This is a genomic window from Streptomyces sp. NPDC047014 (genome assembly GCF_040644195.1).
Taxonomy (GTDB): Bacteria; Actinomycetota; Actinomycetes; order Streptomycetales; family Streptomycetaceae; genus Streptomyces.
In genome coordinates this window covers 166,256-179,877 of the sequence record NZ_JBEYVX010000002.1, presented here as the reverse complement: position 1 = coordinate 179,877, position 13,622 = coordinate 166,256, and the positions used below count along the sequence as shown (strand labels likewise).

General features: G+C 73.4%; 13 protein-coding genes. 11 read left to right on the top strand and 2 right to left on the bottom strand.

The window, feature by feature from the left end; translation table 11 throughout:
- Positions 1 to 123: 123 nt before the first annotated feature.
- Positions 124 to 1,485 carry an aspartate aminotransferase family protein gene (locus tag ABZ873_RS02045; RefSeq protein ID WP_360863926.1) on the bottom strand — a complete coding sequence of 454 codons (1,362 nt, stop codon included), beginning with the start codon at positions 1,483 to 1,485 and terminating at the stop codon, positions 124 to 126.
- 226 nt (positions 1,486 to 1,711) lie between these two features.
- Between ABZ873_RS02045 and ABZ873_RS02040 the strand changes: the two genes are divergently transcribed.
- The 4 genes from ABZ873_RS02040 (at position 1,712) to ABZ873_RS02025 (ending at position 5,134) form a co-directional block, all read left to right on the top strand.
- Positions 1,712 to 2,341 carry a type 1 glutamine amidotransferase family protein gene (locus ABZ873_RS02040; protein ID WP_360863924.1) on the top strand — a complete coding sequence of 210 codons (630 nt, stop codon included), beginning with the start codon at positions 1,712 to 1,714 and terminating at the stop codon, positions 2,339 to 2,341.
- Positions 2,342 to 2,357: 16 nt separating this feature from the next.
- Positions 2,358 to 2,921 (top strand): helix-turn-helix domain-containing protein, encoded by a 564-nt coding sequence (locus ABZ873_RS02035; protein WP_360863922.1) that lies wholly within the window; start codon positions 2,358 to 2,360, stop codon positions 2,919 to 2,921.
- A 179-nt stretch (positions 2,922 to 3,100) separates the two neighbouring features.
- Positions 3,101 to 4,645, top strand: a complete 1,545-nt coding sequence (locus ABZ873_RS02030) for a serine/threonine-protein kinase (RefSeq protein WP_360863920.1) — start codon at positions 3,101 to 3,103, stop codon at positions 4,643 to 4,645.
- An 81-nt stretch (positions 4,646 to 4,726) separates the two neighbouring features.
- Positions 4,727 to 5,134, top strand: coding sequence for a nuclear transport factor 2 family protein (locus ABZ873_RS02025; protein ID WP_360863919.1), 408 nt, complete (start codon positions 4,727 to 4,729; stop codon positions 5,132 to 5,134).
- Positions 5,135 to 5,177: 43 nt separating this feature from the next.
- Here ABZ873_RS02025 and ABZ873_RS02020 read toward each other — a convergent pair whose 3' ends face one another.
- The gene (locus tag ABZ873_RS02020) at positions 5,178 to 5,666 is read right to left on the bottom strand and encodes an HIT domain-containing protein (RefSeq protein WP_360863917.1); all 489 of its coding nucleotides are present in this window, start codon (positions 5,664 to 5,666) and stop codon (positions 5,178 to 5,180) included.
- 192 nt (positions 5,667 to 5,858) lie between these two features.
- On the opposite strand from ABZ873_RS02020, the gene ABZ873_RS02015 reads away from it, so the two are divergent.
- The 7 genes from ABZ873_RS02015 (at position 5,859) to ABZ873_RS01985 (ending at position 13,618) form a co-directional block, all read left to right on the top strand.
- Positions 5,859 to 6,914 (top strand): alpha/beta hydrolase, encoded by a 1,056-nt coding sequence (locus ABZ873_RS02015; protein WP_360863915.1) that lies wholly within the window; start codon positions 5,859 to 5,861, stop codon positions 6,912 to 6,914.
- Positions 6,907 to 8,100 (top strand): acyltransferase, encoded by a 1,194-nt coding sequence (locus ABZ873_RS02010; RefSeq protein ID WP_360863913.1) that lies wholly within the window; start codon positions 6,907 to 6,909, stop codon positions 8,098 to 8,100. Before ABZ873_RS02015 ends, ABZ873_RS02010 begins: the two co-directional genes overlap by 8 nt.
- Positions 8,093 to 9,466 (top strand): histidine kinase, encoded by a 1,374-nt coding sequence (locus ABZ873_RS02005; RefSeq protein ID WP_360863912.1) that lies wholly within the window; start codon positions 8,093 to 8,095, stop codon positions 9,464 to 9,466. The genes ABZ873_RS02010 and ABZ873_RS02005 overlap by 8 nt, the downstream gene beginning before the upstream one ends.
- Positions 9,463 to 10,134, top strand: coding sequence for a response regulator transcription factor (locus tag ABZ873_RS02000; RefSeq protein WP_360863910.1), 672 nt, complete (start codon positions 9,463 to 9,465; stop codon positions 10,132 to 10,134). Before ABZ873_RS02005 ends, ABZ873_RS02000 begins: the two co-directional genes overlap by 4 nt.
- Before the next feature lie 88 nt (positions 10,135 to 10,222).
- Complete coding sequence (locus tag ABZ873_RS01995; protein ID WP_360863908.1) at positions 10,223 to 11,554, top strand: histidine kinase; 1,332 nt, start codon at positions 10,223 to 10,225, stop codon at positions 11,552 to 11,554.
- On the top strand, positions 11,551 to 12,210 hold the full coding sequence (locus ABZ873_RS01990; RefSeq protein WP_360863906.1) for a response regulator transcription factor: 660 nt from the start codon (positions 11,551 to 11,553) through the stop codon (positions 12,208 to 12,210). The genes ABZ873_RS01995 and ABZ873_RS01990 overlap by 4 nt, the downstream gene beginning before the upstream one ends.
- A 199-nt stretch (positions 12,211 to 12,409) precedes the next feature.
- Positions 12,410 to 13,618: a cytochrome P450 gene (locus ABZ873_RS01985; RefSeq protein ID WP_360863905.1), complete on the top strand. Its 1,209-nt coding sequence runs from the start codon at positions 12,410 to 12,412 to the stop codon at positions 13,616 to 13,618.
- The last annotated feature ends 4 nt before the right edge of the window (positions 13,619 to 13,622 follow it).

Here is a 13,622-nt window from a genome sequence, read left to right as displayed (position 1 = left end):
CGCGGCCGAAACCGAGCGGTCTGTGATCGTTATGCGGACGCAAGTCCCCGGGACCCGGACCGGGGCGGGGCCGGGGCCCGGGGCGGGCACGGGCCGGGGACCGGCCGGGAACGGCCGGCGGTCTCAGGCGGAGGTGGTGTGCCGGTCCGCGACCGTCAGCGCCTCGTCCAGCAGGGCCAGGCCCTCCTTGGCCTCCGCCTCCGTGATGGTGCACGGCGGGACCACGTGGGTGCGGTTCATGTTCACGAAGGGCCACAGGCCGGACGCCTTGCAGGCCGCCGCGAACTCGGCCATGGGCGCGTTCGCCGCACCGGCCGCGTTGTACGGGACCAGGGGCTCGCGGGTCTCCTTGTCCCGTACGAGCTCCAGGGCCCAGAAGGCGCCGAGGCCGCGGACCTCGCCCACGGAGGGGTGGCGCTCGGCCAGCTCCGCGAGGGCCGGGCCGAGCACGTTCTCCCCGAGGTGCGCGGCGTGCTCCACGACGCCCTCCTCCTCCATGGCGGTGATCGTGGCGACGGCGGCGGCGCAGGCCAGGGGGTGGCCGGAGTACGTCAGTCCGCCCGGGTAGGGGCGGGTCGCGAAGGTGTCCGCGATCGCGGCCGAGATGGCCACGCCGCCGAGCGGCACGTAGCCGCTGTTGACGCCCTTGGCGAAGGTGATCAGGTCGGGGGTGACGTCCCAGTGCTCGGCGGCGAACCACTTGCCCGTGCGGCCGAATCCGGCCATGACCTCGTCGAGGATGAAGACGATCCCGTGGCGGTCGCAGAGCTCGCGGACGCCCGCGAGGTAGCCGGCGGGCGGGACCATGATCCCGGCGGTGCCGGGCACGGTCTCCAGGATGATCGCGGCGATGGACTGCGGGCCCTCGAAGGCGATGGTGTCGGCGAGGTGGGCGAGGGCGCGCTCGCACTCCTCGGCCTCGGTGGTGGCGTGGAAGGCGGAGCGGTAGAGGTAGGGCCCCCAGAAGTGCACGACGCCGGCGGCGGCCGTGTCGGAGGGCCAGCGGCGCGGGTCGCCGGTGAGGTTGATCGCCGCGGCGGTGGCCCCGTGGTAGGAGCGGTAGGTGGAGAGCACCTTGGCGCGGCCCGTGTGCAAACGGGCCATGCGGACGGCGTTCTCGACGGCCTCGGCGCCGCCGTTCGTGAAGAAGATCTTGTCCAGGTCGCCCGGGGTCCGCTCGGCGATGAGGCGTGCGGCCTCGGAGCGGACGTCGACGGCGAAGCCGGGGGCGAGGGTGCAGAGCCGGGCGGCCTGCTCCTGGATCGCGGCGACGACCTTGGGGTGCTGGTGGCCGATGTTGGTGTTCACCAGCTGGGAGGAGAAGTCGAGGTAGCGCGTGCCGTCGTAGTCCCAGAAGTACGAGCCCTCGGCCCCCGCGACGGCGAGCGGGTCGATCAGGGCCTGTGCGGACCAGGAGTGGAAGACATGCTTCCGGTCTGCGTCCTTCACGGCGGCGAGGGTGTGCGGGGTGGCATGAGGGGTCATGGCGCCACGCTAGAAGTGCGCAGGTGGGGCGGGATATCGGCGGACTGTACGGGAGTGGCGGGCGGGTCTCGGCAGTCTGTCTGCGCGGCGTGCGCGGCCGGAACCCGACTTGACAGCATCCTGTCGTCATGACAGTCTCTTGTCATAGAGCTTTTCGTGGAACGCCTCTCTCCGGCGGACCCGAAAAGCCCGGATCGCACCGATTCGTCGCTGGAGGCGAAGCACCATGAGCGAGACCCCCCGCAAGCCCGTCCACCTCGCCGTCTACGACACGTACGCGGACTGGGAGACCGGCCACACCACCGCTCACCTCACCCAGCGCGGCCACGCCGTCCGCACGGTCGGCCTCGCCGCCGGAGAGCCCGTCACCACCATGGGCGGCATCCGCATCCAGCCTGACCTGAGCCTCGACGACCTGCGACCGGAAGACTCCTCGCTGCTGATCCTCACCGGGGCCTCCCTGTGGGACGAAGGGGACACTCTGGCGCCGTTCGCCGCGAAGGCACGGGAGTTCCTGGCGGCCGGGGTGCCGGTCGCGGCGATCTGCGGGGCCACGGCGGGCCTCGCCCGCGAGGGCCTGCTGGACGGGCGGGCGCACACCAGCGCCGTCTCCTTCTACCTGGCGGAGCAGCCGGGCTACGGCGGCGCGGCGCACTACGTCGAGGCCGACGCGGTGACGGACGGCGACCTGATCACGGCGGGCCCGACGGAGCCGGTCGCCTTCGCCCGCGAGGTCTTCGCCCGCCTGGACGTCTACAAGCCGGACGTGCTGGGCGCCTGGTACGACCTCTTCCACGACTCGGACCCGAACGCGTACCCGGTCCTGATGGCGGCATCGGCGGCGGGCGATGCGTGAGGGGGCGGGGCCTGAGGTGGGGTCTGAGGCGGGGGCGGGACGCTCCGGTGGGGACGGCTCCGGTTTTCCGGCGTCGGCGGATCCCGGTGCTGGTGTCCGGCAGGACCTGCTGAGCCGTACCGCGCTCGGGGTGTTCCGGCTGAACGGCCAGTTCCTCTCCCTCTCCGAGGAACTGGCCCGCCCGGCCGGGCTGACGGCGGCCTGGTGGCAGGTCCTGGGCGCGGTGCTGCGGGAGCCGCTGCCGGTCGCGGGGATAGCCCGCACGATGGGCATCACCCGGCAGAGCGTCCAGCGCATCGCGGATCTGCTGGTGGCGAAGGACCTCGCGGAGTACGTCCCGAACCCGGCCCACCGCAGGGCGAAACTGCTCCGCCCGACGGAACAGGGCCGCACGGCGGTGGACCGGATCGGTCCGGGCCACGCGGCGATGGCGGCCCGGCTGGCGGCGGAACTGGGCGACTCCGCTTTCGCGGAGACGGTCCGCGTCCTGGAACGCCTGGCGGAGGCCCTGGACACCCTCCCCCAACCGGAACCGGCCCGGCTCCCGGGAGCGGAGGGGGCACTGGCCGCGGGGGCTTGAGGGGCCGGGGGCCGGCCGGGTGGCAGCCCGGCGGCGGCTTGAGGGGGGGGCCGACCGGGTGGCAGCCCGGCGGCGGCGGGCGGATGCACGTGTCACCCCGGCGGGAGGCAACCGGGCCGGGCCGGGTCCCGTCCTTCCCAGCGGAGCTGTTCGGCAGCAGGGGGAGGGATCACCCGGCCATGGAACAACTGCATCCGCACGACCCGCACCGCATAGGCCCCTACCGCCTCCTGTCCCGGCTCGGGGCCGGTGGCACGGGCGCCAGCGGCACGGGTGGCCTCGGCGGAAGGGGCGGGGCGGGCGGTGCGGGCCAGGTCTTCCTCGCGCATTCCGACCGCGGCCGCACCGTCGCCGTCAAGCTCCTGCACCCCGAGCTGGCCGCCCACGAGGCATTCCGCTTCCGGTTCCGCCAGGGGGTCGCCGCAGCCCGTGGTGTCGGCGGCGAGTGGACCGCTCCGGTCCTCGACGCCGACACCGAGGCGGCGATCTCCTGGGTGGCCACCGCCTACATCGCCGGGCCGAGCCTGCGCCAGGTCGTGGCACACGACTTCGGGCCGCTGCCGCCCCGTACCGTACGGGTCCTGGGCGCGGGCCTCGCGTACGCCCTCCAGGACCTCCACCGCGCCGGCCTCGCCCACGGCGATCTGAAGCCGTCGCACATCCTGCTCACCCTCGACGGCCCGCGGGTCATCGACCTCGGCATCGCCCGTGCCGCCGCCGGAACCGGCCTGATGCGGAACGGCTCCTCCGGTTTTCTCGGCTCCCCCGGCTTCCTGGCCCCGGGGCGGCTTGGCGGTGAGCCCGCCTCCGCGTCCGTGTCCGCCGCTTGCGATGTATACCGCCTCGGCGCGGTCCTCGCCTACGCGGCCACCGGCCGGCTCCCCGCCGAAGTGGAACCTGACCTGGACGGCGTACCGCCCGATCTGCACGACCTCGTACGGGACTGCCTGGAGCGGGACGCGACCTCCCGGCCGGAGCCCGCCGAGGTGCTGGCACGGCTCGGCGCCGACGATGCCGTGGCCGACGGCAGGGCCCTGGAACCCTGGCTCCCCGAGCCCTTGGTGGCGCAGCTCGGCCGGCACGCCGTACGGCTGCTGGACCGCGAGGAGGCCGGGCCGGACCGCGCCGACCTCCCGCCGCCACCTCCCGTACCGCCCTCCTACTCCGCGTACACGCCGCCTCAAGCGGAATCTCCGGTCCGGCCGCCCTGGTCGGCGTCCACCGCGCTGCTCCTGGCCGTGGCCGCGGTCGTCGCCGTCCTCTCCGCGGGCACGGTGTACGCGGTCATGAGCGGGGCGGAGGATCCCCGTCCGCCGACCGGGGGCACCGCCCGTCCAGGGCCGGTGAGTTCTTCCGCTTCTACTTCCGCTTCTGCTTCTGCTTCCGCTTCGGGCTTGGCCGGTGGGCTCCCCGAGGCGTACCTCGGCACCTGGCAGGCCGTCCGCGGCAGCCAGACCTGGCAGCTGACGCTCGCCCGCGGCGCGCCCGGCGAGGAGGTGATGACCCTCTCCGTCCAGGACCCCGGTTTCTCCTGCGCCTGGACCGCGCCCCTGCACGGCGCCGCCACCGGCCCGGTGGAGCTCGGCCCCTCCGCCGTCACCTCCGGCACCCCGCCGACCTGCACACCAGGCGCCGGGAGCCGCCTGTTCCTCCAGCCGGACGGGACCCTCCGGAGGGAGCTGACGGGCGGTGACGCACCCCCGCTCGACTACACCCGACAGTGAGCCGCAACCGATTGTGTCGAAGTCAATAAGCATGCAAACAAAGCTTGTTGCCTCTCGTGACGCTGGCGGACACTGCGGCACATGGAGCCGGTGGAGGTAGTGGCACGCCTGTGGGAGCGGATCGAGGCACGCGACTGGGACGGCGTGGCCGGGCTGATCGCCGAGGACGCGGTCATCGAGTGGCCCGTGAGCGGTGAGCGCATCGTCGGGCGCGCCAACTTCATCGCCGTGACCAGCGACGACGACTACTCGGACGAGAGGCCCGTGGAGGTGCTGCGGGTCCTGACGGACGGGGACCACGTCGTCACGGAGGTCGAGATGTCGCAGGACCACGTCGTCTACCGGGCCGTCTCGCTGTGGACCGTGCGCGCCGGGGAGATCGTGGAGGCGAGGGAGTACTGGACCTGCCCCGGCCAGGACCCGGCGCCGCGCTGGCGGGCGGGCTTGGTGGAGCCGTTGGGCGGGGACCGGTCCGCCCTTTCGGGGTAGCTGCTGCGGCGGCTCGGGGAGTCTCGGCTCGCGGGACCTCGGCTCAGGGGGCGTCGGCCAGGGCCAGGCGGTCGAGTTCGGCTCCGATGGCGGTCCGCAGGGCATCGTGGCGGGTGCCCAGCGCGTGCTGTTCGGCGCGCCAGTACTCCTCTTCGTACAGCCAGACCGGCCGGGGGAGGCGGTGGGCGGGCTCCCAGTCGTAGCGGGGCCAGATGTGGGTGTGGAGGTAGGGGTCGGTGTTGCCGAGGATCTCGATGTTGACCCGCCGGAAGGCCGGGTCGAGGCGGGCGCAGGCCCGCTCGACGGCTTCGGCGAGGCGGTCGACCTCCGCGAGGTACGTGGCCCTGCGCGCGCGGGGCAGGTCCGAGAGCCGGGTGACGGCGGGGTCGTCGGTCAGCAGGACGGAGTAGCCGGGCAGGAACTGCCGGTCTCCGATGACCGCGAATCCGGCGTCGAGGCGACGTATCACGGTCGGGTTGGCTCCGCGGTGGGCACTGCCGATGCGGTCGTGACGCCAGTCTTCTTCGTCCATCTGCTGACCGTAACGGGTGCGTGTGGAGCGGGCGTTAGGGGAGGAGCTGCCTCTCAGGTATGTCCTGTCATACCTGAGAGCTACGCGCGGACACCGCTCCGCGGCGGGACGCGGACCACGGGCTCGGATTCCTAACTTCGGTAGCAGAGAGGGGCGGTGAGGGCCCTTCCGGACGAACCGAAGGAACAGGTCATGACGGGGACGGGGACAGGGCCAGGGACGACAGAAGCGGTACGGACGGCAGTAGCGGACACCACGGCGGGCGCGTCCGGCTCGGCGTCGGCCCGAGGCGGGGCGGGCGGGGGCCGGCTGCGCCGGACCCTGCTGGCCTCGCTGGTGGCCGCGGCGGTGGTGTTCCCCGTCTCGGCGGCCGCTTCCGCGGAGGTCCCCGCCCCCGCGCCCGTGATATTCGCCGACGACACCGAGCCCCACGCCCGGTACGCCGCCCAGCGCACCGCCATAGCGGAGGCGGCCCGCGTGGCCGAGGAGGCCGGCCGGAGCGGGCGGGCCGACCGGCTGCGGGCCATGGGCGCGGGCGGCACCGCGCAGTTCCTCGCCTTCGACGGCCGGGGCAAGGGCCGGGCCGTCGAGGTGTTCGGCGAGCTGGAGAGCGCCGACCGGATAGCCGTCCTGGTGCCCGGCTCCGACACCACCCTCGACACGTACGAGAGATTCCGCGCCGGGGCCGTCGCCCTCCAGCAGCGCCTGCGCGCCCAGTACCCGCGCTCCGCCGTGGTGGCGTGGCTCGGGTACGACACCCCGGGCACGGTCAGCCCGGCCGTCGTCACGGTCGGCCGCGCCGACGACGCCGCAGCCGAACTGGGCCCGTTCCTTGACCGGTTGTCCTCCATAGCCGGGCCGGGCGCGCGGCTCACGCTGCTCTGCCATTCGTACGGCTCGGTGGTCTGCGCCCGTACCGGTACGGGGCCCGCCGTCGGCGACATGGTCCTGTACGGCAGCCCGGGCACGGGCGCCGGCTCCGTCCGGGAGCTGTCGTCCACGGCCCGGGTGTGGGCCGGGCGGGGCAGCGGCGACTGGATAGCCGACGTGCCGCATGTCCGCCTCGGCGGGCTCGGCTTCGGCACCGATCCGGTCGACCCCGCCTTCGGGGCGCTGTCCTTCGCAGCCGGGGACGTCGGCCACAGCGACTACCTCAAGCCGGGGACGCGGTCCCTCGACAGCCTGGCGGCCATCGTCCTCGGCGCCGCCCCCGGCACCGACTCCGCGCCGGAGGCCATCCATGGCTGAGCCGCGCACCCGCTGGTCCGCCCTGGCGGCAGGCATCGAGGCGGCCACCCCGGCCGAGCGGGACCGCGCGGTGGACGCCCTGCGGGCCCTGGCGATCCTCGGGGTGGTGCTGGGGCATTGGCTGGTCACCGCGCTGACCTGGTACGACGGCGACCTGCACGGCAGCAGCCCGCTGGTCCGGATGCCCTGGCTGACACCGGTCTCCTGGGTGTTCCAGACGCTGGCGGTGTTCTTCCTCGTCGGCGGACAGGTCGCGGCCACGGGGTACGCGTCGGCGCGCGGGCGGGGCGTCCCGTACGGCACCTGGGTGGGGCTGCGGCTGCGGCGGCTGTTCCGTCCGGTCGGCGCGGTGCTCACGCTGTGGACCGTCGTGGCGGGCGGGATGCTCATCGGCGGCGCGGAAGGGGAGACAGTGCGGACGCTGGTCCGGCTGGTGCTGTCGCCGCTGTGGTTCCTGCTGGTGTTCGCGGCCCTCACCGCCGCGACTCCGCTCGTGGCCCGGATCGGCCCGCTGTGGCCGCTGGCCGTGGTGGCCGGGGTCGACCTGTGGCGCTTCGGCCTCGGCGGGCCGGAGTGGATCGGCTGGGTCAATGTGGCGGCGGGCTGGCTGGTCCCCTTCACTCTGGGCGCCGCCTGGTCCCGTGGGGCGTTCGCCCGGCGCGGCCCGCAACTGCTGCTCGTCGGGGCAGGTGCTGTGGCCGCCGTCGCGCTGGTGCTCCGGGGCGGGTATCCGGCGGCCATGGTGGGGGTGCCGGGGGCGGCGGTCTCCAATCTGAATCCGCCGACTCTCGCCGCCGTCGCCTTCGGGCTGGCGCAGTGCGGGCTCGCCCTGCTGGTGCGCGAGCGGCTGGGCCGGGCCCTGCGCAGGCCCGCCGCCTGGGCCGCCGTTGCCCTCGTCAACCTGTCCGCCATGACGGTCTTTCTGTGGCACCAGACCGCCATGATGGCCGTCACCGCGCTCGGCCTGCTGGTCTCGACGGACCTTCCCGGGCTGCACACCGCGCCCGTCTCGGCGGGATGGATGGCGGCCCGGCTGCTGTGGCTGCCGGTGTTCGCGGCCGCGCTGGGGCTCTGCTGGGCCGCGTTCCGCGTCCACGAGCGGGCGGCGGTCCGCCTCCGGTCCCCCGCAGGGTCAACCACCCGTCCCGCGCAGCGCGCTTCCGGCAAGGAGATCACCCATGCATAGGCTGACCGACGTGAACGAGCAGCGTGCGCCCCAGGCCGAGCCCGCGCCCGGGCCAGCACGGGAGGCCGCAGGGTCCGGCGCGGGCCGGCTCTGGCGTCAGCCGCTGGTCCTGGCGCTGTGCTCCCCGGGACGTGACCCCCTGCCGCCGATGGCCCGGCCCCGGTGGCTGGCCCGGCTGCCGCATGCCGCCGTGCTCTACGCGGCCATATTCTTCGGCTTCCTCACCACGGAGCAGCTCCAGGACCACTACGACGTCACGGGCGGCGGTCCGCTGGTCCTGGCGCTGATGACCGGGCTGTCCATCGGGCTCGCGATGTTCCGCCCGATGCTCGCCTGGTGGCTCGGGCTGCTGGCCGCGGGCCTGGTCGCCGCGTCGATCCACGACAGCGTGGGGCCGGGCCAGACCTGGCCCTGGACTCCCGGCGGGATGTTCGCCTTCGCCCCCCTGGTGCTTCTGGTCGCCCTGCGGGTGCCGCCGCTGGTCACCGTGTGGGTGGTGGGCATCTCCGTCACCTGCACCGGGCTGGCCGAGCTGGCCTTCGCGCCCGACCGCAGTTCGACCACGGTCCTGGAGGTGCTGCTCCTCTTCGGCTTCGTGGGGCTCCTCGGGTACGCGCTGCGCGCGCTGCGGCTGGCCCGCGGGGAACTCGTCGAGCAGGAGACGCTGACCGCGGAGGAACGGGCCCGGCGGACCGTGCTGGAGGAGCGCAGCCGGATCGCCCGCGAGCTGCACGATGTCGTCGCCCATCACATGTCGGTGATCTCCATCCAGGCGCAGGTCGCCCCCCACCTCGTGGAGAACCCCTCCGAGGAGCTGAGGGAGAACCTGGCCGGCATCCGGGAGAACGCGCTGGAGGCCCTGACGGAGCTGCGGCGGGTGCTGGGCGTGCTGCGCTCCGAGCACGCCCCGGATCCCGCCGCCCCGAAGCATCCCCAGCCGACGCTGGCCGAGCTGGACGGGCTCGTCGCGAATGTGCGCGGGGCGGGCCTGGAGGTCACCACGGCGGTCGCGGGGATCCGGCGGACGCTGTCACCGGGGATGGAGCTGACCGCGTACCGGATCGTGCAGGAGGCGCTGAGCAACTGCCTGCGCCATGCGCCCGGTTCCCGGGTGGAGGTCGGCATCGCGTACGGGCCCCGGGATCTGCACCTGTGCGTCGCGAACTCCGCGCCCACCCGGGCGGTGCCGGGCTCGCCCGGTGCGGGGCACGGGCTGCTCGGGATGCGGGAGCGGGCGGGCATGCTGGCGGGCGAGCTGGTGGCCGGACCGCGTCCCGACGGTGGTTACGAGGTCAGCGCCGTGCTGCCGATGGGCCCGCAGGACCTGCCGGCGGGTCCGGCTCCCGAGACGAGGAAGGTCCCATGAACAGCCCGATCAAGGTGATGATCGCCGACGACCAGATGATGGTCCGGCAGGGCTTCACCGTGCTCCTCGACACACAGCCCGACATCCAGGTCGTGGGGCAGGCGGTGGACGGCGCCGACGCGGTGGCGAAGGTCGCGGAACTGGCCCCGGACGTGGTGCTCATGGACATCCGCATGCCGGGGATGGGCGGCATCGAGGCGACGGGCCTGATCACCGGCGCCCCGGAAGCCACCGCGAAGGTGCTGGTGCTGACCACCTTCGACCTCGACGAGTACGTGTACGAGGCGCTGCGGGCCGGGGCCTCCGGCTTCCTGCTCAAGGACGCCTCGGCGGACCAACTCGCGGAGGCGGTGCGGGTGATCGCGGCCGGCGAGGCCCTGCTCTCGCCGAACATCACCAAGCGGCTGATCACGGAGTTCTCCCGGCTGGGGGCGCCGCGCGCGCCCTCGCGGGCACGTATCGACGCGCTGACCGAGCGGGAGACGGAGGTGCTGTCGCTGATCGCCCAGGGGCTGTCCAACGCGGAGATCTCCGCGCATCTGGTCGTGGCCGAGCAGACGGTGAAGACCCATGTGAGCCGGGTCCTGGTGAAGCTGGGCCTGCGGGACCGGACCCAGGCGGCGGTGTTCGCGTACGAGACGGGTCTGGTCCGTCCGACGGGCTACTGACGGGCCCGTGTAGTACTTGAGAGGGACCCCGGAAAATCCCCATCGGCGGCGACGCGAACCACACCGGCGCAGACCTACCGTGGTGTACATGACCGAGACGACCGCCGGGGGGACAGCCCGGACGCCCGAATTCCGACTGGCATCGGATGTGATCGCGACCCTGCGCGCGGACCTTGTGACCGACGCTTTCGCCTACCGGCCGATGCCGCTGGCGGATGCCCCCGGCCGGGTGCTGCGCCTTCTTCCCAAGGTGATACGCCAGTACGCGCCGTGGCGGCGCTATGCGGCGGTGGGGGTGCTGGCCTTCATCGCGGTGCTGTTCGCCGCCGAGATGCGCTCGGCCTACCTGGGGGATGTCGGTCAGCTCATCATGGGGCTGATAGCGGCGGCGCCGATCCTGATGACGCTGGTGCGGCCGGTGGGAGCGTGGTGGGCGTCCGTCGCGATGACGGTGGTGCTGACGGCGTTCGGCGGCGGCGACTACTGGCCCTGGCCGCCGGCGGCCTTCTTCGCCCACATCACCGTCATGGTCCTGGTGACCCTGCGGACCGGGCCCCGGGTGGCGGCCTGGATGTGGGCCCTGACCCTCGCGCTGGGCAGCGTCATCTCCCTGGTGTTCAACGACCAGTGGGGGTCGAACCTGCCGGAGATGGCGGTGACCTCGGCCTTCGCCCTGGCGATCGCGAGCAGCATCCAGATACGGCGGGCCGCGAGGGCGGAGGTCAGCGCGCAGCAGGAGGTCACGGCCGTCGAGCGGGACAAGCGGACGCTCCTGGAGGAGCGGACCACGATCGCCCGGGAGCTGCACGACGTCGTGGCGCACCACATGTCGGTGGTGGCGATCCAGGCGGAGGCCGCGCCGTACCGGGTGAAGAACCCGCCGCCGGAGCTGGAGGCGGCGTTCGCCACCATCCGGGAGAACGCGGTGGCGGCCCTGACGGAGCTGCGGCGGGTGCTGGGCGTGGTGCGCTCCGCGGACTACGAGGCCCCGGACGCCCCGCAGCCGACGCTGGCCTCGCTGGACGGCCTGCTGGCCAATGTGCGGGAGGCCGGGCTGAGCGTGGAGAAGACCATCACGGGCGCGGTGCGGGAGCTGCCGCAGGGGGTGGAGCTGTCGGCCTACCGGATCGTCCAGGAGGCCCTGAGCAACACCCTGCGGCACGCGCCGGGCGCGACGGCCGGCGTGGAGGTGTCGTATGTGCTGGGCGGCCTGGGGATACGGGTCGTCAATGCGGCCCCGACCGGGGATGTGCGGCCCTCGCCGGGAGCCGGGCACGGGATCACGGGGATGCGGGAGCGGGTGGCCATGCTGGAGGGGGAGATGACGGCCGGCGCGACGGAGTCCGGCGGGTACGAGGTGGCAGTGTTCATCCCGGTGCGCGGCCGGGTGGAGCCGGAGGCACGGGAGGGGGCCGCATGACGATCAGAGTGCTGATCGTCGACGACCAGATGATGGTGCGGGAGGGCTTCTCGGTCCTGCTGAACGCCATGGACGGCATCGAGGTGGTGGGCGAGGCGGTCGACGGCCGGGAGGCCATCGCCCAGGTGGCGGCGCTGCGGCCGGACGTGGTGCTGATGGACATCCGGATGCCGCAGATGAACGGCCTGGAGGCGACGCGGGAGATCGTCGCCTCGGAGACGGACGCGAAGGTGCTGGTCCTGACGACCTTCGACCTCGACGAGTACGTCTACCAGGCCCTGCGGGCCGGGGCCTCCGGGTTCCTGCTCAAGGACGCGTCGGCCCGTCAGCTGGCGGACGGGGTACGGGTGGTGGCGGCGGGCGAGGCGCTGCTGGCGCCGTCGGTGACGAAGCGGCTGATCGCGGAGTTCTCGAAGATCTCCGAGGCGCGCAGGCTGGCGGATCCGGCGGGGGTGGGTGAACTGACGGAACGGGAGACGGAGGTGCTGATCCTGATCGCGCAGGGGCTGTCCAACGGGGAGATAGCCGCCCGGCTGGTGGTCGCGGAGTCCACGATCAAGACCCATGTGAGCCGGATCCTGGTGAAGCTGGGCCTGCGGGACCGCACCCAGGCCGCGGTGTTCGCCTGGGAGACCCGCCTGGTGACCCCGGCCTGACGGTCCGGGCCCGGGACGGGCTGGATCGCCGGACCGCGCCGACCGACTCAGGCCGCACCGGCACGGACCGGCCGCGCACCGGCCCGGACCGGATCACCCGGACCCGGGTGCGGAGCGGCCGGCCACCGGTCCGGATCGTGGCCCGATTCGCCGCCGCATGATCCCCGTTGACCGGTGGGGCAGCGCCTAGGGTGCGGGGATGGGCTTTGATCCGTGGGATGCCGAGTTCGTCGCCGATCCGTATCCGGCGTACCGGGAGTTGCGCGAGCAGGGGCGGGCCGTGTGGTGGGAGGCCACCGGGCAGTGGCTGGTGCCGCACTACGCCGATGTGAGTGCGCTGCTGCGGGACCGGCGGCTGGGGCGGACCTACCTCCACCGGTTCTCGCACGAGGAGTTCGGGCGGGAGGCGCCGCCGCCGGAGCACGAACCGTTCCACGTGCTCAACGGCAACGGGCTGCTCGACCTGGAGGATCCGGCGCACGCGCGGGTGCGGCGGCTGGTGGCGAAGGCGTTCACCCCGCGGACGGTGGAGCGGCTGGTGCCGGCCGTGCGGCGGATGGCGGGGGAGCTCGTCGGGCGGCTGCTGGCGGACGGGGGCGGGGACCTGCTGGCCACCGTCGCCGAACCGCTGCCGGTGGCGGTGATCGCGGAGCTGCTGGGGGTGCCGGAGGAGGACCGGGGACTGCTGCGGCCCTGGTCGGCGGACATCTGCGGGATGTTCGAGCTCCGGCCGGACGAGGAGACGGCGCGGCGGGCGGTGCGGGCGAGCGTCGAGTTCAGCGCCTACCTGCGGGAGCTGATCACCGAGCGGCGCGCCCGGCCCGGGGAGGACCTGATCTCCGGGCTGATCGCCGCACACGACGAGGAGGGGAGGCTCAGCGAGCAGGAGATGATCTCCACCTGCGTGCTCCTGCTGAACGCCGGACACGAGGCGACCGTCAACACGACCGTGAACGGCTGGTGGGCCCTGTTCCGCAACCCCGGACAGCTCGCGGCGCTCCGCGCGAGCCGCGATCCGGAAAAGTTGTCCACAGCTGTGGATGAACTGATGCGGTACGACACTCCCCTCCAGATGTTCGAGCGCTGGGTACTGGACGACATCGAGGTCGGGGACACCGCCATCCCCCGCGGGGCCGAGGTGGCGCTGCTGTTCGGGTCCGCGAACCGGGATCCCGCGCGGTTCGCGGATCCCGACACCCTGGACCTCACCCGGGCCGACAACCCGCACCTGAGCTTCGGGGCCGGGATCCACTACTGCCTGGGGGCGCCGCTGGCCCGCCGGGAGCTGGAGTCCTCCTTCGGGGCGCTGCTGGCGGACGGGGTCCCGCCACTGCGGCTGGTCGAGGAGCCGCAGTGGCAGGACGGGTATGTCATCCGCGGGTTGAAGCGGCTGCTGGTGGAGTTCTAGCCGC